General features: G+C 35.6%; 16 protein-coding genes. 12 read left to right on the top strand and 4 right to left on the bottom strand.

What is annotated here, in order from left to right:
- Positions 1 to 28: 28 nt before the first annotated feature.
- On the top strand, positions 29 to 592 hold the full coding sequence (locus AC2A07_RS07095; RefSeq protein WP_484049844.1) for a metallophosphoesterase: 564 nt from the start codon (positions 29 to 31) through the stop codon (positions 590 to 592).
- Between the two features lie 98 nt (positions 593 to 690).
- Entirely contained in the window at positions 691 to 1239 is a 549-nt protein-coding gene (locus tag AC2A07_RS07090) for a 3'-5' exonuclease (protein ID WP_484049843.1), read from the top strand.
- 47 nt (positions 1240 to 1286) lie between these two features.
- Here AC2A07_RS07090 and AC2A07_RS07085 read toward each other — a convergent pair whose 3' ends face one another.
- On the bottom strand, positions 1287 to 1733 hold the full coding sequence (locus tag AC2A07_RS07085) for a VOC family protein (RefSeq protein ID WP_484049842.1): 447 nt from the start codon (positions 1731 to 1733) through the stop codon (positions 1287 to 1289).
- Between the two features lie 371 nt (positions 1734 to 2104).
- On the opposite strand from AC2A07_RS07085, the gene AC2A07_RS07080 reads away from it, so the two are divergent.
- Both AC2A07_RS07080 and AC2A07_RS07075 read left to right on the top strand, forming a co-directional pair.
- Positions 2105 to 3622, top strand: a complete 1518-nt coding sequence (locus AC2A07_RS07080; protein WP_484049841.1) for a TROVE domain-containing protein — start codon at positions 2105 to 2107, stop codon at positions 3620 to 3622.
- A gap of 1781 nt (positions 3623 to 5403) precedes the next feature.
- Positions 5404 to 5949, top strand: coding sequence for a hypothetical protein (locus AC2A07_RS07075; RefSeq protein ID WP_484049840.1), 546 nt, complete (start codon positions 5404 to 5406; stop codon positions 5947 to 5949).
- 51 nt (positions 5950 to 6000) lie between these two features.
- Here the strand turns inward: AC2A07_RS07075 and AC2A07_RS07070 are convergent, their stop codons facing one another.
- Positions 6001 to 6327, bottom strand: coding sequence for a helix-turn-helix domain-containing protein (locus AC2A07_RS07070; protein WP_314494391.1), 327 nt, complete (start codon positions 6325 to 6327; stop codon positions 6001 to 6003).
- 20 nt (positions 6328 to 6347) lie between these two features.
- Complete coding sequence (locus AC2A07_RS07065; protein WP_484049839.1) at positions 6348 to 6767, bottom strand: transposase; 420 nt, start codon at positions 6765 to 6767, stop codon at positions 6348 to 6350.
- A 754-nt stretch (positions 6768 to 7521) separates the two neighbouring features.
- Between AC2A07_RS07065 and AC2A07_RS07060 the strand changes: the two genes are divergently transcribed.
- Entirely contained in the window at positions 7522 to 9060 is a 1539-nt protein-coding gene (locus AC2A07_RS07060; protein ID WP_484049838.1) for a SulP family inorganic anion transporter, read from the top strand.
- A 69-nt stretch (positions 9061 to 9129) separates the two neighbouring features.
- Here AC2A07_RS07060 and AC2A07_RS07055 read toward each other — a convergent pair whose 3' ends face one another.
- The gene (locus AC2A07_RS07055) at positions 9130 to 10065 is read right to left on the bottom strand and encodes a LamG-like jellyroll fold domain-containing protein (protein ID WP_484049837.1); all 936 of its coding nucleotides are present in this window, start codon (positions 10063 to 10065) and stop codon (positions 9130 to 9132) included.
- A gap of 439 nt (positions 10066 to 10504) precedes the next feature.
- On the opposite strand from AC2A07_RS07055, the gene AC2A07_RS07050 reads away from it, so the two are divergent.
- The 7 genes from AC2A07_RS07050 (at position 10505) to AC2A07_RS07020 (ending at position 16726) form a co-directional block, all read left to right on the top strand.
- Positions 10505 to 11179 (top strand): HAD family hydrolase, encoded by a 675-nt coding sequence (locus tag AC2A07_RS07050; protein WP_484049836.1) that lies wholly within the window; start codon positions 10505 to 10507, stop codon positions 11177 to 11179.
- Between the two features lies 1 nt (position 11180).
- Positions 11181 to 12005 carry a phosphoribosyltransferase family protein gene (locus AC2A07_RS07045; protein ID WP_484049835.1) on the top strand — a complete coding sequence of 275 codons (825 nt, stop codon included), beginning with the start codon at positions 11181 to 11183 and terminating at the stop codon, positions 12003 to 12005.
- A complete protein-coding gene (locus AC2A07_RS07040; protein WP_484049834.1) occupies positions 11995 to 12549 on the top strand; it encodes a TerD family protein in 555 nt (184 codons plus the stop codon). The genes AC2A07_RS07045 and AC2A07_RS07040 overlap by 11 nt, the downstream gene beginning before the upstream one ends.
- 6 nt (positions 12550 to 12555) lie before the next feature.
- Complete coding sequence (locus AC2A07_RS07035; RefSeq protein ID WP_484049833.1) at positions 12556 to 13722, top strand: toxic anion resistance protein; 1167 nt, start codon at positions 12556 to 12558, stop codon at positions 13720 to 13722.
- A gap of 38 nt (positions 13723 to 13760) precedes the next feature.
- Entirely contained in the window at positions 13761 to 14681 is a 921-nt protein-coding gene (locus AC2A07_RS07030; RefSeq protein WP_484049832.1) for a hypothetical protein, read from the top strand.
- Positions 14682 to 14882: 201 nt separating this feature from the next.
- Positions 14883 to 15494 carry a TerD family protein gene (locus AC2A07_RS07025; RefSeq protein ID WP_314494374.1) on the top strand — a complete coding sequence of 204 codons (612 nt, stop codon included), beginning with the start codon at positions 14883 to 14885 and terminating at the stop codon, positions 15492 to 15494.
- A 194-nt stretch (positions 15495 to 15688) separates the two neighbouring features.
- On the top strand, positions 15689 to 16726 hold the full coding sequence (locus tag AC2A07_RS07020; RefSeq protein ID WP_484049831.1) for a TerC/Alx family metal homeostasis membrane protein: 1038 nt from the start codon (positions 15689 to 15691) through the stop codon (positions 16724 to 16726).
- Positions 16727 to 16735: the final 9 nt, after the last annotated feature.

Below are 16735 nucleotides of genomic sequence, written 5' to 3'. Positions count from 1 at the left end.
TACTGTGAACATTTAAACAAATAAAAAAATGAAACAAAATATATTTTTTACGGCAGACCATCATTTTGGTCATGCCAATATTATAAAATTTTCCGAACGTCCTTTTGAGTCTTTGGAACAGATGAATGAAGAACTCATCAAACGGTGGAATGAGAGAGTTGGTGTCAATGATATTGTCTATCATTTAGGCGATGTCAGTTTGGGCAAACCGGATTTTACCAAAGAAACTTTGGATAGGCTGAATGGAAATATCCATTTGATAAAAGGCAATCACGAAGGTTCAACTTTAACTTATCCAAAACGGTTTGATTCGATAAGAGATTACCACGAATTGAGAATTGATGAGCCGGAAATTAAAGAAGGCAAACAAAAAATCATTCTTTTCCATTACGCGATGCGGACTTGGAACGGCTCACACCGGGGAACGTGGCAGCTCTACGGGCATTCTCACGGGACTTTACCGGATGATGAAATGGCTTTAAGTATCGATGTTGGTGTAGACTGTCATAATTTCTATCCGATTTCTTACGAGGAAGTCAGGGAATTGATGAAAAAGAAAAAATGGACACCACCGTTTGCGCCTAGAAATTAATAAGCCAGAAGCTGGATGTTGGATATGGAAGTATTTACAGGTTGTAATTTACTTCCAGACTCCAACTTCAAACTTCCAGCCTAAAAAAAATAAACAAAATGAAAACAACAGATAAAATATTAATGATAGACCTCGAAGCTACGTGTTGGAATGACCGACCGCCGAGAGGACAGGAAAGTGAAATCATAGAAATCGGAGTTTGTATGATGGATACGAAAACCGGAAAGATTTCGCAAAACGAAGGGATCTTAGTAAAACCACAATATTCAAAAGTAAGTCCGTTTTGTACGGAACTGACTTCCATCACGCAGGAAATGCTTGATGATGAAGGTGTTTTGCTGGAAGATGCTCTAGATATCCTGAGGGAAAAATATAGTCCTGAAGATTTAACCTGGGCAAGCTACGGAAACTACGATTTGAGTATGCTTAATGAACAGACAAGAAAATTCAATCTTGATTATCCTTTGAGTGATGACCACATCAACGTGAAAACCTTATTCGCTGAACTTCATCCAATCAGAAAAAGTGTAGGAATGGACAGAGCTTTGAAAGCACTGAAATTCCCTTTGGAGGGCACTCATCACAGAGGAGTAGATGATGTGAAAAATATTGCAAAAATTTTATATTGGTGTCTGCAAAGGGATTGATTGTAAGGGTGTAACAATTTAGCAAGGTGAAAATTAAAAGAATATTTTTATTTTTTTTCTACCCACTCCTCATAAGAAATCACTCCCAGTTCCGGTTTTCCTTCTCCTTCCAAAACTGAAATAAATTCAAGTTGATTACCGTCGGGATCATTAAAATAAATCGCTAACGCAGGCATCCAGGCGAAAACCATCGGTTGGACAGACTCGTTCTTCAGGAAGTTGTAAGGTTGTATGTCTTTAGTTTTCAAAAAATCAACTGAATAATTCAGAATGTCATTTGTATCCGCCGAAAAAGCAAAATGTCTTGTTTGTAAATTTTCCTTTTGCTCCCACAAACCAAGCATCGATTCTTTGTTTTTTCCAATCCATAAAAATGCAATCGGACGGTTTTCATCATGATGAGCAAACTGCAATCCTAAAACTTCAGTGTAAAATTTTATGGAATTTTCTAAATTGCTCACCTGTACATGAGTTTCATATAATCCTTTTATCATGGCTTAAATTTTAATGTATAGCAAAGCTACAGAACGGATCTGCAAAAACTTCAAACTCCTGATCCCTTTACATGAAATGAATGATAGATAGATTTTATTCATTATAGACTCAACAGCATCTTTGTCATTGACTACGTCGAATCTTAGGTTTCCGGAGAAATCTAATTTCATTATTAGAAGCGTTGTCGGATTTCTACTTTTTAGATATTATAATTTTTTTAAACTTTTTATTAGTTAGTCTGAGAAATTAGAAACTTTTTCACAAAAATTCTATCTACGCAAAATGATTACGTAATTAGTTTTTTACTTTGCATCAGAAATCAGAGAGGAAGTGCTCGTCTTCCAAATGTTTAACAATAAAAACAGTAATTATGAAATTTAATTTTTTAAGAAAATCAAATAATGTAGTAACCAACTACGAAGGTGCAAAAGCTTATAAAATGACACCTGCAGAGGAACTATATTGTGCTGTTGTTACAACAGGACTATCAAGCACAACCTACGAAAAAGGAAATGACAGATTGGTGAGAATCCAGTCTCTGATTCTGAAAAACGATCCGGATTTCGTTGCAAAACTGGCGGTTTATGCAAGAAAAGATATGTATTTGCGTTCGATTCCATTGGTTTTGACTACCGAATTGGCGAAACAGACTTCAGGTACAGACTTGGTGAGCAAAACCGTTGACGGAGTGATTCAAAGAGCTGATGAAATCACAGAATTGTTGGCGTATTACCAATTGGCAAACGAAAGAACAGAAACAAAAAAGTTGAACAGACTTTCAAAACAAATCCAAAAAGGTTTGGTGAAATCTTTCAACAAATTTGATGAATATCAATTCGCAAAGAATAACAGAAAGGCAGAAGTGACTTTGAAAGATGCTTTGTTCTTGGTTCACCCAAAAGCAAAAGATGAAAATCAGCAGGCAATTTTCAACAAAATCGTCAACGACTCGTTGGAAACGCCTTACACTTGGGAAGTTGAACTTTCGGTTTTGGGTCAGACGAAATTTGTTGGTGATGAGGAAAGGAAGTCAGCTTTCAGAAACAAGTGGGAAGAACTGATTTTCAGCAATAAACTGGGTTATATGGCAACTTTGAGAAACTTGCGAAATATCTTGGAAGCCAACGTTTCTTCGGATGCGATGTACAAAGTGTGCAACTATTTGTCAGATGAAAAAGCAGTGAGAAACTCAAAACAGTTACCATTCAGATTTTTGTCGGCGTACAGAGAATTGAAAAACATCGATTCAAAATACATCTCATCAATTTTGGAAGCATTAGAAGATGCGGTAATGGTGAGTGCTAAAAACATCAAAGGTTTTGGTTTCGAAACTTCGGTCGTGATTGCGGCAGACGTTTCCGGCTCGATGCAACAGCCTGTTACGCCGAAATCTAAGATATTACTGTACGATATCGGTCTGTTGATGTCGATGATGTTGCAGTCGCAGTGTAAAAATGTCATTTCAGGGATGTTTGGTGACCGTTGGAAAAGAGTTCCGATGCCTAAAAATGGTATTCTGAGAAACGTAGATGCATTCTACAAAAGAGAAGGTGAGGTAGGTTACTCCACAAACGGTCATCTGGTGCTTGAAGATTTGATCACCAAGCGGGAAATTGCAGACAAAATTATGCTGTTTACCGATACTCAAATGTGGGATACCGGTGGATTTACCAATGCTTTTGAAAACTCATGGAGCCGATATAAAAAGATTAATCCAAACGCAAAATTGTATATTTTTGATTTGGCAGGTTACGGAAAACCACCGTTGGATGTCAGAAAAAATGATGTCTATCTTATTGCAGGCTGGTCCGATAAAATTTTCGATGTATTGAACGCTTTGGAAGACCGAAAATCTGCAGTAGAAATGATTAAAAAAGTATTGCTGTGATTTAATTATAAGTAATAAATAATGAGTAATAAATAATGAGTAATGTTCAGAATGAAATACTGTTTTAATTTAGGAGCTATTTCCCGCTTTCCGCTGTATCTTTTTTGTTATTGCGAACAAAGGAGTAAATAGTTGAACTATTTTGCAATCGCAATAACAAAAAAGGATGCCGCTGCAATCGGGGCTAGTTTAGCAATTCGAAGAGATAATTGATGAAAAACACTTAACACTTAGTATGTCATGCTGAAAGCATCTCAACGACTTAAAATTGCATTTTAGATCTTTTCAGGATGACTCATTATATATAAAAACAAACTGATACCATAAGAAAAGAAATCCTTCGACTTCCAATTGACATAGAGTCCTTTCGCTATATCGCTCGGTTTATACGAACCAATGTCATAAATTAAGGGTTCCATCGTCAAACTTAAAATTTGAACAACATTCAAAAACTCTTATAACCTGTTACTTGGTTTTTAATTTAAAATAATTCCAACTGCGTAAAAAGAATGCGCACTAACAAATTAATTTTGTTTCATCAAAAAATCATTAGTATTAAAAATAAAAAGTAAGTGCCGTAAAACAGAATTTCTTCGTTTGGGGACAGCAATACAGGTTCGACTCCTGTTCACTGAAATTTTGTGATTGCGTAATGGTATCGCTCTGTCAGTACGTCTCTGTTTGAATTTTTACCTTACTTTAAAAATAACCGATGCCGTAAAAAAGAGTTCCTTCGACTTGATATTGAACTAAAAAACTCTTTTTAAAAATTGCTCGGTTTTGAAAACTATTTAAACGTAAAAATCAAGTGTCGTTTTAGAATCATACTTCGTAAACATTGGGTCACAGGTTCGAAATACGAAGTATTCGTGAATTCAAAAAATATAATAAAATATTTATGAACAACCCTGTCTTTTCTTCGGGAAAAGTAGCTCAGCTGGTAGAGCAAAAGCACTGAGAGATTCTATATTTTTTACCTTGATTTAAAATAAAGAGTGTCGTAGTAAAGACTTACTTCTAGGTGTAATTTTGGTTCGAGTCCAAACGGTCTTGAAAAAGATTGGGAAGTCTTTCATATTTTAATTCAACTCAAATAAAGAGTGCAGTAAAGAAAACTTACTTCGGTAAATCTTATGATCTTGGTTCAGATCCAAAAAATAAGTGTTAAAACTTATTCGTAGTTTTCTTGCCATTTGCCTCTTTTTAATTTAAAGATAAACAAACAAGTGCCGTAGAATAGTGTTGCTTCGATATTACGACGGGATGGTCAGGGTTCAAAATGTAAAGCATCCGTGAATACATAAAAATTAATAATAAGACAATGAACAATCCCATCTCTTCCACAAATAAAAACTCAATGCCTATTCGGAAAGTAGCTCAGATGGTTAGAGCACGATTGCGCTTTTTGGCTGTTGGCCTTGTTTAAAAATATAAAAGTGTCGTAGAGAAAAGATACATCGTCTCACAAATGGGGAGGAATAGCGCAGTCGGTAACTCCGGCAAGGTTATCCGGTTCGACTCCGGCTAGACATGCCCCGCATTTTCTTTTCTCGTATTTTACCTTTTATTAATCTTATCCTTTCCTAATTTCGGAAAGGATTTTTTTATTTAAAATTAATTATTTCTTGAAAATCTATTTTTAATTAATCCTGTTTTTTGGAGAAAGGTCACTTATAATTTAGGCGCGATTTCAGGGAGTAAAACGGAACTGTTTGATTTAAGTTTGATTGAAAACTCCCTGATGTCAAATGAGTATCTGACTCAGACTTACCCATCAGGAAATGGAGAATCTGTACAGCTTATATAAAAGTATTGAGACAGGTTCTCCCAACGCAAAGTTGACCGGGAATTTCACCTCAAATGAAATTTCAGACCTCAGGAAAGTACTTGAAAATGCGATTAAAGTAAGAGATGTGGTTTTGAAAGTTAACAGACGGTACATTGCATCTGCGGCAATGTCAGATGAATATCGGAACGAATCTTCCTCTAAGCTTCAGGGCTCATACCGGAATATGAATAAACTGATGGCTCAGGTGCAACCGATTTTAAAGGAGGAAGAAATAGCGAAGATTGTTTCAGATCATTATCAGAATGAATCTCAGACTTTGACTACTGGGTCTGAATATAATATGCTTCAGCTGAAAGAGTTGATGGGGATACAGTCGGATTCTGAAATGCTTCGCTGGGACGACATTAAAAAGACTTTTATGAAAAATAAGATGATCAGGGGGTTGGATGAAGGTGACCGGATGAACCAGATCGTGGCTTTGCTGGCGCAATTAGGTGAAGGTCTTGAAGGGATTAAAAATGTTTTGAATAAAAACTAAGTTTTAGAAAAGAAAATGCTGCGGTCAATGCAGCATTTTCTCTTTTTTTTGTTATTGAATGTCATCTTCGCAGATTTTCTTCCATTTCGCAATGGTTGTTCTGCTGATTTTATATTTTTTGGAAATATAATTACTGGAGAATCCGTGCTGTTTCTGATAGTTGAGTATTTTCAGCATCGTTTCCCTGTCATACGTTCTCAGTTTCTGATTATTTTCTAAGCTTTCTTTCGACTGTTTGAAAATTTTCTCATTGAACCTGATAACCTCATCGCTGGTGTTGAGGTTCTTGAGGAGTTGTTTGACTTTAGTGTCCTGTAATTTCTCCGGATATTCAGCAAGGAGAAGATCGTGATAGATTTTACTGTAGTTTGGCCTCATTTTAATATATGTTTGGTGATTTATGGTTGTTTTTTCTGCAGCCACCGATGAAGGGTACTCTTTGGAATTGAATATTCTTTAATGACGTCTGCCTGGGTCATTTCTCCGGAAGTGATCTGCTTAAGAATAAAATCTTTAATCTCCTGCGTATAAATATTTTTTCTGAATTGCGGAGCCCTGTCTGATTTGCTTTGGGTCTTGTTGACAGCAGACGGTGGAGCATATAAAATCAGATGTGAACTGTAAAGTCTGAAAAAATCATACTCCAGCAGTTTTGACCATCTTAAAAGAACTTCCGTATCTATAGAATTGCTTTTATAAACGTTGTTTACAAATTCCTCGTCCTTACTGAGAAAATTACAGATTCTTTCTATGGTAATCTCTTTCTGATCCACAAGCTCTTTGATCGATTGGCCTATATGTATTACTTTGTATAACATTTATAAATAATGATTTATTTTTAAATATTTTTCATTAATCAATAACTGATAAGTATTTGTGTTTTTAATAAAGCTTCGTATTATGCTTTTTAAGGGTTTGCCATAAGCGGATCAATAAGATGATGACTGATCAGAAAATTTATTACTTATTTTAAATATCATGAAATCAAATATTTATGATAATTATTGAATTTTAAACTCTTTTTTTCTAAAAACATCAATCAAGTTAATCAAAGGGGAGGGGGCATCTTTGATTATGGGTTACGTTTCATTACCGTCAGCTTTTGTATTATTTTCCTTTTGTGGTGAATTGTTATAGCTGTTTTTCTAAAATGGGAAATTTAAAGCTGATCCCACTATTTGATTGAAAATTAACTTATCAATACTCCAAATTTAAAAAAAATTAACCAATAAATCACTAAGATCACATTTAATAATTATTAACAATAATTAATTTATGTTGATAATAGAACGTTAATAAAAGGGAATATGCCTATTAATTATGGTGATATTGAAGGCTTACTTTAAGGTTTTCAATAAGATACATTGTTTTGGGATGCACAAATTCTTTCCGTTCAAAGATTGTGTAATTTATGGATAGTAATTACCTTTGCCAATCAAAAAATATAAATGATTTAGTGAATTATTAGATTAAATTGATCTGAATCAAATAAAAAAATGAAAATTATATTTTAAATAAATTTTCAACGTTTTTGTTGTAATATACATAATTTACCGAACCGGAAAGTTCTCCATGAAAAATACCTTCACCCTTTTTGATTTTTCAAAAAAAATAAATTACAAAAATGAATTGCTTGCCGGCTTTACCGTTGCAATGACCATGATTCCTGAGTCGCTTTCATTTGCTATCCTTGCCGGACTGTCACCGCTAACAGGTCTTTATGCTGCTTTTATGATGGGGCTGGTCACTGCTGTATTCGGCGGCCGTCCCGGGATGGTTTCCGGAGGTGCAGGCGCAACCATCGTAGTACTGATTGCTTTAATAAAATCTCATGGGGTCCAATACCTGTTTGCAGCTGTTGTGCTTGCCGGAATTTTTCAGATGCTAGTCGGTGTTTTCAGATTAGGGAAATTTGTGCGCTTGATTCCACAACCTGTGATGTACGGTTTTCTTAATGGTCTGGCGGTAATCATTTTCATGGCGCAGATTGAACAGTTCAAAGTTATTGATGCTGATGGCGCTTCACACTGGCTTCAGGGAACTTCGTTATACGTAATGGGTGGACTGACTGCTCTGACGATTGCGATTGTTTACCTCTTTCCTAAACTGACGAAGCTGCTGCCTGCCTCTCTTGTGGCAATTATCGTTGTTTTTGGACTTGTCCTCGGTCTTAATATTGATACCAAGACTGTTGCAGATATTGCAGATATCAAAGGAAGTCTTCCCGTATTTCATATTCCTGCCATTCCTTTTTCGCTGGACACGCTTCAGGTTATATTTCCTTATGCTGCTGTTATGGCAGGGGTGGGGTTGATTGAGTCTCTGCTGACCTTATCAATGGTTGATGAAATTACAGATTCTAAAGGAAATGCAAATAAAGAGTCCTTTGCGCAGGGGCTGGCTAATATGACCAACGGTTTTTTCGGAGGAATGGGTGGCTGTGCGATGGTGGCTCAGACGCTGGTTAATCTCAATGCCGGTTCCAGGGTGAGGCTTTCAGGGATTGTTGCTTCGGTTGCTATTTTACTGATTATTCTTTTCGGAGCTCCTCTGATCGGAAAGATTCCCATGGCAGCTCTGGTAGGGGTAATGATGATGGTGGCTATTTCCACCTTCCAGTGGGTTTCAGTCAGGATTGTGAACAAGATGCCGAAATCTGATATTTTTGTAGGTATCACTGTTGCTTTGATTACCGTTGTGCTGCATAATCTTGCTTTGGCGGTTTTGGTGGGTGTGATCATTGCGGCTCTGGTGTTTGCGTGGGATAATGCAAAAAGAATCAGAGCCAGGAAATACATTGATGATGCAGGAATCAAGTATTATGAGATTTTTGGACCTTTGTTTTTTGGTTCTGTGACAGCATTTGCTGATAAATTTGATCCTGCAGATGATCCTAATGAGGTTGTGGTCGATTTTAAAGAGAGCAGGATTGTCGATATGAGTGCTATTGATGCTTTAGATAAGCTGTCGAAACGTTATGCTCAAAATAATAAAAAACTTCAGTTACGGCATTTGAGTAAAGACTGTAGACAGTTGTTGAAAAATGCTGAAGCGGTCATTGATGTTAATATTCAGGATGACCCTACTTATAAGGTAATGCCGGAAAAGTAATCTTTTCAGGAATTAAAAAATAAAACCGCCTCATGGATTGTTGCAGAGACGGTTTTTGAAAAAAAAGTTTTATTTTTTCAGGAATTTTAAGTTTGAAATACCATTGATTTCCAGGAAATAAGTGCCTTTGATCAGAGAAGAAACGTTAATTCTGTTTGTTTGGTCTAAATTGCCATTGTGTACTGTCCTTCCGTTAATATCTGTAATTTTATAAGTGTTTATACCCTTTAGAGGAATATTGACGTACAGGATGTCACTTACAGGATTCGGTGCTATGCTGATATCTGATTTCACAGCTTTTATATCATGGGTAGAAAGACTGCTGCTGTAAAGCTGGTTGATTTCTGCGGTGGTCAGAACTCTGCTCCAGATTCCTACATCATCAATACTTGCTGCAATATTTCCGCCTCCAATAGCTCTTCCTATATAGAAAGGCATTGCGGCTGATGTTGAATTAGTGTAGGTGTTTGTTGTTGTGGCGGTTAAGACTCCGTTTTTGTAAAGCTGCATGGTTTGAGCGTTGTAGACCGCTGTAAAATGTTCCCAAGCTGTAGTTGAATAATTAGGTCCGTTGGCCCAGGTCCATGATTCACCTTGCTTGTTGGTTCCGAAAATGGTTTTCGTGGTGTCGCATTGCAAAAGCCAGATGAAATTTCCGCTGGTATTTGATCCGCTCATCATCGCAACGCCTTCTGTATTTCCTGTTTTTTTCATCCAGAATGAAATAGAATAAGTGCCGCTCTGAGCAAAATTATACGACAGTGAAGATTTTGTCAGGTGACCGGTTGATCCATTGAATGCGTAGGCGGAATTTGCAGCTCCGTTTCTGTCTGCTGTCAGAGTGGCACCGTTTACAGTCAGATTATTGGAGTTTCCGCTTGAATCATTTGCGTTTCCGGTGAAACTCCACCAGGCTACAAGCCCGGATGCAGGAACATAATTTGGAGTTTGTGCATTGGCACATAATGAAAACAAAAGTGAAGAAAGTAGAAAGATTCTCTTCATAGGTATAGATTTTAATGGTTTATCAAATATACCTATTAATTTTATATTATCATCATTAATTTTATATTATCATCATTTAATTTATTTAATTAGTGTTTTATTTGTTTTTTAATTTGATTTTCGTTGTCATATTTATGTTAAAAAAAGTTATTTATTTGATTATTGTTTAAAATATTTTTTTTGTTTTAAAGTTATTTAGAAGAAATATATTAAGACTGTCATATAATCAGTTTTAAAATATTCTAAAAAAATCTCTTATTTCCGGATTTAAAATTTTGAATTCATTAACTCTTAAATAATCTTAAAAAAAATACAGATTGACAGAAAAATTTTATCTTTGGGTAGAATTGATATTCAGAGCCGGTTGATTTAAAAAATAATATAGATAATACAACTCAATCTTTTTTATATCAGATAAAAAACTATAACTTCAACTATTTTGAAAGCAGATATCGACATCCGGAACCATGCTCATTTTTCATTTGATCTGTGGCTTACATTGATAAAATCTCATCCGGAATTTAAAACAAAAAGAGTCGAACTTTTCAGTTCATTCTTTAATATAGACAGCTCCCTGGAAGAGATTACGAAAACTGTAAAATACTATGATGATCTCTGTAACACGATCAACGAAGTTGCCGGCGGTAATATTGATACCTATGAGATCTATCTTTTGATATTGGGAGCGTTGAATATTGACCTGAAAACAATCAACAAAAAAAAACTGGGTGAGTTTTATCAAAAAAGTGAAGGACTGTTTTTAGAATATAAGCCGGTTATCATTTTTGAAAACCTTAATCAGTTTTTTGAGGAAATCAGGAATCAGGATAAAACGATCAGTATTTTAAGCAATACAGGTTTTATCAAAGGAACAACAATGAGGAAATTTCTGGTCGGAGAAAATCTTGACCAATATATCGATTTTCACATCTATTCTGACGAAATCAATTGTTCAAAGCCAAATCCTCAGGTTTTTCAGGAAGTGAAAAACAAGCTGAAAAATCAGGATCTTCCATTAAGTAAGATTTTACATATCGGTGATAACCCGATAGCAGATTATAAAGGGGCAAAAGATTTTGGCTTTAACGCACATTTACTCACACACCAAATTTAATATGAACACACGCTACAGTTTACATAAGATAGACTCCGCTCACGAATTTACTTTTTCACCCGGGGAATACAGCTATTTTAAATACGGTGATAAATCGTACGCTGAAAAATTCGCTAAAGAATTATTTGAAGGATTTATTAATGATCACCACGAAATTTTAAATACAGATCAGGAGATTGTTGTATTGCCAAGCCCGTATATGGCAATTCCTACGGCTTCAAATTTTTTATGTTTTTATTTCAAAAAACAACTTGATTTTTATCTATTCCAAAAAGGAAAAAAATCGAGTATTCTGTCAAAGATCAACAGAAATCACACGTATACGACAGATTATGGAAACCTGAGTTTTGAAGACAGGAAAAATCTGATTGCCAATGATACGTATTACCTTGATAAAGGTTTTCTGAAAGGAAAGCTCTGTATTTTTATTGATGATATAAAAATTACGGGCAGTCACGAATTTACAGTGAATAAAATTCTTAATGAGTATAATGTTGATGCTGATTTCCTGTTTTTGTACTATGCAGAACTGACGAATTTTGATATAGATCCGACAATTGAAAATTTCTTTAATTACTATACCGTTAAAGACGTTCAGGATGTTGCCGAAGTAATGTTGAGGCAAAGTTTTCAGTTTAATACCAGAATTGTAAAATACATTTTAGGCTTAGAATCAGGTAATTTTGATTATCTTACGTCTAAAATAAAAAAAGAGCAGATGGATCACCTTCTTGAGCTTGCGATCAGCAACAATTATCATTTGATAAAAGAATACGAGACTAATATAAACACTTTAACACAAACAGAACTTAATTATGGCTATTAACTTACAGAAAGGACAGAGAGAAAATATAAATGCACCTAAATTCACAATAGGTTTAGGATGGGATACTAACAATACTTCAACCGGTGGGGCTTTCGATCTGGATGCTTCGCTGTTTTTGCTGAATGACGGCAAAAAACTGGTTTCAGATAACCACTTTATCTTTTATAACAATCTTGAATCTCCTGATAAAGCAGTGATCCATTCAGGAGATAACCTGACCGGTGACGGTGACGGCGATGATGAGCAGATCAAAATAGATTTGACTAAAATCGATGCTGAAGTTAAAGAAATTACCGTTGTTGTGACGATTCACGATGCAGACGCCAGAAAACAGAATTTCGGACAGGTGAGGAACTCTTTCATTAGAATTTTTAACACAGATACCAATGAAGAAATTTTAAAATATGAATTAGACGAAGATTTCTCAATCGAAACGGCGGTAGAATTCGGAAGAATCTACAACAGAAACGGAGAATGGAAATTTGAAGCGGTAGGTAGCGGACAGAGAGAAGGCCTTGAGAAATTTGTATCAATGTATCAATAATCAGTTATGGATAATCAAGATAACCAAAATATAGATCCGCTTCAGTCGATCGAGCCTTTAAAGACCTTTGAGCCAACGCCGATACCACCTGCTCAGCCAACGCAAAGTTCAGCGCCGGCAGTTTTAATAGACAGAGATGGAAATGTGAATTTAAGTCAGATTCATGATGCAGAGCGTCATAAATATGAATTGATGGCAAACGCTATTGATGAATCTAATCCTGGATCGATTGTGAATTTCGGTTCAGATTTGCAGAAAACGTTAGCGAATCAAAGTGACAGTTTCTTAGGAAATGTAAGAAGATCAAACTCCGGTGAAGTAGGAGAGTTAATCAATAATTTATTGATTGAATTAAATTATGTAGATGTCGATGAGATCAATAACGGCGGCGTTAAAGGTTTCCTGAGCAGACTTCCTTTTATGAAAAAGATGTTGACCCAAGTAGATAATCTTTTTGCTAAATATGATAAAATCACTAGCAATATTGATCAGATTTCGCATAAAGTAAATGCAGGAATCATAACTTCTACCAAAGATAATGCAGTTTTGCAGACTATTTTCGACAGCAACGTCAATTCTATCAAAGCAATTGAAGAATTAGTAATTGCGGGAAATCTGAGAATGGAAAAAGCGGCAGTTGAACTGGCAAACATGGAAACCAATATTCAGAATTTTGCGGATTATCAGATTGCTGACAAAAGAGATTTCATCAACAGATTAGACAGAAGACTGGCTGATTTAAAAGTGGTTCGTTTGATTATGATGCAGTCACTTCCTCAGATCAGGTTGGTACAGAATAACAATGTTTCGATTGCTGAAAAAGCACAGACAATTTTGACTACCACTTTACCGGTGTGGAAAAATCAGCTGTCATTAGCTGTTGCTATGCACAGACAGCAGCAGAATATTGAAGTTCAGCAGAGAGTTTCCTCTACAACAGAAGAAATTCTGAGAAAAAATGCAGAACGTCTGGGTCAGAATTCAATCAATGTGGCAAAAGCTAACGAGCAGACTATCGTTTCTGCTGAAACTTTGAAAGAGACTACTGCAATGTTGATCAATACCCTGAATGAAGTGAAGCAAATTCAAAAACAAGGTACCGAAAGCAGAAGAAAACTGGATCAGGATCTACAGACTTTAGAATCAGAATTAAAAGCAAATATCAGAGGTTAAAATAAACTGAAAGCGTGGATGATGAGGTTGCAATCATAATGTCTCAGAGTAGAAGAAGATTAACAAGGCTTAAACTTCTCTCTAATTTCTTTGAAAATATTGACGTGATATCAGTGTATATCAAGACAGATATCATTCATAAACTGTTTGAAGAAAACAAGACTTTAGATTATAATAAACTCGAATTGTTCCATTTACAGTATACTGACAGTCTGATAGAACTGCTCACGAAGATCAAAAAGAAAAAGGAAAATGACCTTTTGGCGGTAATCAATGAAATCAATATCAACAACCAGTACATTGATGCTTTTGAGGAGAAAAAAATTGATAATTTTGAAACAGACAGAAAATTTTACAGCGGAATTTTTTCAGAACATTTAAGAAAACTGTATAAAGATCTTACCGAAGATAAATTGAGTTTGAATTGGAACGATGTTTTGTATTTTCATAAAAAATATGCGGTAGAATTCTACAGAACGGAAGCTGATGAAACAAAACTGAAGTTAGGTAACGTTCCGTCTTACGAGTATCAGGATTATTCAATTGAGAGAAAATTATTAGGCAGGCTGAATATCAGGAATTTTAAAGTTCGTTTTGTTTGTGGATTTAGATTGGGTCGGGATGAGTATGAATTGTTCAAGATTTTTCAGTCTGATGAGCATTTCATATTTAATATAGAAGAAAGAAGACTGTATTTGATTGATGACGAATTATCTTATCTGGATACTTCAGAAAACGAATCTAATCAGGCTTCGGTGATGAATCAGCTCAGGAGAAGAAACGAACAGCTTGAGGAAACGATTCACGAAAACAAAAGAATCCTGCCGGAGGGTGTTGACGCTGTTTTGAAAGACTATCAACGAAATCTCGAAAATGTAGATATCATGAGTAAAATATTTGACGTCAATGAAGAAACCAATATCCTTCGTGCGATGTTGAATTTAAACTTGAATAATTAAGAAAAGTAAAAGTGAAAATTTTCAATATCTATTTTACCTAAAACTTTAAAATTGTAAAAGACTTGTTTTTCTTTGCTCAATGGTACGCCTCTGCAAACGAAAAATATACAGCATTTTAAAAAAAAACTTTGTGGATTTTGCTTTAAATAAATTGTAGCAATAGAACAAAGATTCAAAACATAACTAAATAAAAAAATAAATATGGCTATTAACTTACAAAAAGGTCAGAGAATAAACCTTACAAAAGAAAATGGAACAACCCTTACGCAGGCTTGTGTAGGAATCAACTGGGGAGCCATTGAGAAAAAAAGTTTTTTCGGTGGAGTTTCAAAAGAAGCAGTGGATTTAGACGGAAGCTGTATTTTATATGATGCCAATAAAAATGCAACTGAGATCATCTATTTTGGAAACCTGAAATCTAAGAACGGTTCTGTAAAGCACAGCGGAGACGATTTAACAGGTGATACGGGGGGTGATGACGGCTTGGATAATGAGGTAATCACAGTGGATTTTGCTAAACTGGATCCTGCGGTTGAGCATGTAGCTTTGGTTTTAAACAGTTATAAAGGTCAGGACTTCGGAACCATTCCTTTTGCGTCAATCCGTATTTATGAAGGAACTCCAACGAGCGTAAAAGAAGTCTTCGCTAAATATGATATTGCCAACGACAAATCTTTCAGTGGCCACGTTGCAATGGTAATGGGAGTTTTCTACAAAAAAAACAACGAATGGAAATTCAATGCGATCGGAGATCCTACAGCTGACAGAAAATTAGAGCAGACGATTCAGACTGTTCAGCAAAAATATTTGTAAGATGATTTTTTCGAATTTAATTCGATAGAAAAGGGCTGTTTTATTCCAGGATGGTAAGAAAAACTGTTTTTTTATGTTTCAGCCAAACTCTGTCAATGATTTCATTTTTTGATCAAAACAAGATAAATTTAACAGCAATACCTGTATCTTTACGGCTATTGCTTTTATCATATAATAACACATATTAATTTAAAGTGGAACAACATAATATTTTAGATCTTCACCCTGGTTTGGTATGGGGATTTGCGGTAACGGTCGTTATCATGCTTCTTCTGGATTTAGGAGTTTTCAACAAAAAAAGTCATGAGGTTTCCTCAAAAGAAGCAACCATCTGGTCAGTAGTCTGGATTTCACTTTCCATGATTTTTTCAGGAGTTGTGTATTGGGTATTCAATACAGACGGAACGGCGGGAAGCCATGCAATTGCAGTTGAGAAATTTACGCAATATCAGGCTGCCTACTGGATTGAGAAGGCACTGTCAGTAGATAACTTATTCGTATTCATTCTGGTTTTCGGTTTCTTTAAAGTGCCGAAATTCCTTCATCATAAGGTTCTGTTCTGGGGGATTATCGGAGCGCTGATCTTCAGGGCGATCTTTATTTTTGCAGGAGTTGAACTGATTGATCTTACCTATCTGCCGGAAATGAATATTTTTGGTCATCCTGTAAGAATCAATGTAGTGATGACCCTTTTCGGATTTTTCCTGATCTATGCGGGAATCAAATCATGGGGTGATGGCGGTGATGATGACGATGAAGATTACAGCGATACTGCAGGTGCAAAACTGATCAAAAGTTTCTGGAAAGTTTCTGACAACTATGATGGAGATAAATTCTTTACCATACAGAATGGGATCAGGATGGCGACTCCGCTTTTGGTTGTAGTGGCTGTTATAGAGTTTACGGACGTACTTTTCGCAGTTGATTCCATTCCGGCGATTTTTGCAATTTCAAAAGATCCTTTTATCCTTTATACATCGAATATTTTTGCGATATTAGGATTGAGATCACTGTATTTCCTGTTGGCGAATTTTATTCATATGTTCAGCAAACTTCCTTATGGTTTGGCAATTATTTTAGCTTTTATCGGAGTTAAAATGTTGATTGCACCCTGGTATCATATCTCATCACCCGTTTCGTTAGGAATTGTGGGGGGAGTATTGGTCATCTCAGTTTTGCTGTCAGTTATTTTTCCGGATAAAAAAGAAGAAGAAAAAGAAACGATAGAATAATAAATTTTG

Source organism: Chryseobacterium sp. HNCC26DJ238, assembly GCF_057180465.1.
Note: the sequence above shows the minus strand (reverse complement) of the source record. Positions and strands in the feature narration are given on the sequence as shown.

Excerpts from the sequence above, each read along its gene's own strand:
- AC2A07_RS07040 (WP_484049834.1), top strand. The coding sequence starts at position 11,995 with ATGGCTATTAACTTACAGAAAGGACAGAGAGAAAATATAAATGCACCT.
- AC2A07_RS07060 (WP_484049838.1), top strand. The coding sequence starts at position 7,522 with ATGAAAAATACCTTCACCCTTTTTGATTTTTCAAAAAAAATAAATTAC.
- AC2A07_RS07095 (WP_484049844.1), top strand. The coding sequence starts at position 29 with ATGAAACAAAATATATTTTTTACGGCAGACCATCATTTTGGTCATGCC.
- AC2A07_RS07090 (WP_484049843.1), top strand. The coding sequence starts at position 691 with ATGAAAACAACAGATAAAATATTAATGATAGACCTCGAAGCTACGTGT.
- AC2A07_RS07045 (WP_484049835.1), top strand. The coding sequence starts at position 11,181 with ATGAACACACGCTACAGTTTACATAAGATAGACTCCGCTCACGAATTT.
- AC2A07_RS07035 (WP_484049833.1), top strand. The coding sequence starts at position 12,556 with ATGGATAATCAAGATAACCAAAATATAGATCCGCTTCAGTCGATCGAG.
- AC2A07_RS07080 (WP_484049841.1), top strand. The coding sequence starts at position 2,105 with ATGAAATTTAATTTTTTAAGAAAATCAAATAATGTAGTAACCAACTAC.
- AC2A07_RS07055 (WP_484049837.1), bottom strand. The coding sequence starts at position 10,065 with ATGAAGAGAATCTTTCTACTTTCTTCACTTTTGTTTTCATTATGTGCC.
- AC2A07_RS07070 (WP_314494391.1), bottom strand. The coding sequence starts at position 6,327 with ATGAGGCCAAACTACAGTAAAATCTATCACGATCTTCTCCTTGCTGAA.
- AC2A07_RS07025 (WP_314494374.1), top strand. The coding sequence starts at position 14,883 with ATGGCTATTAACTTACAAAAAGGTCAGAGAATAAACCTTACAAAAGAA.
- AC2A07_RS07075 (WP_484049840.1), top strand. The coding sequence starts at position 5,404 with ATGGAGAATCTGTACAGCTTATATAAAAGTATTGAGACAGGTTCTCCC.
- AC2A07_RS07065 (WP_484049839.1), bottom strand. The coding sequence starts at position 6,767 with ATGTTATACAAAGTAATACATATAGGCCAATCGATCAAAGAGCTTGTG.
- AC2A07_RS07030 (WP_484049832.1), top strand. The coding sequence starts at position 13,761 with ATGTCTCAGAGTAGAAGAAGATTAACAAGGCTTAAACTTCTCTCTAAT.
- AC2A07_RS07085 (WP_484049842.1), bottom strand. The coding sequence starts at position 1,733 with ATGATAAAAGGATTATATGAAACTCATGTACAGGTGAGCAATTTAGAA.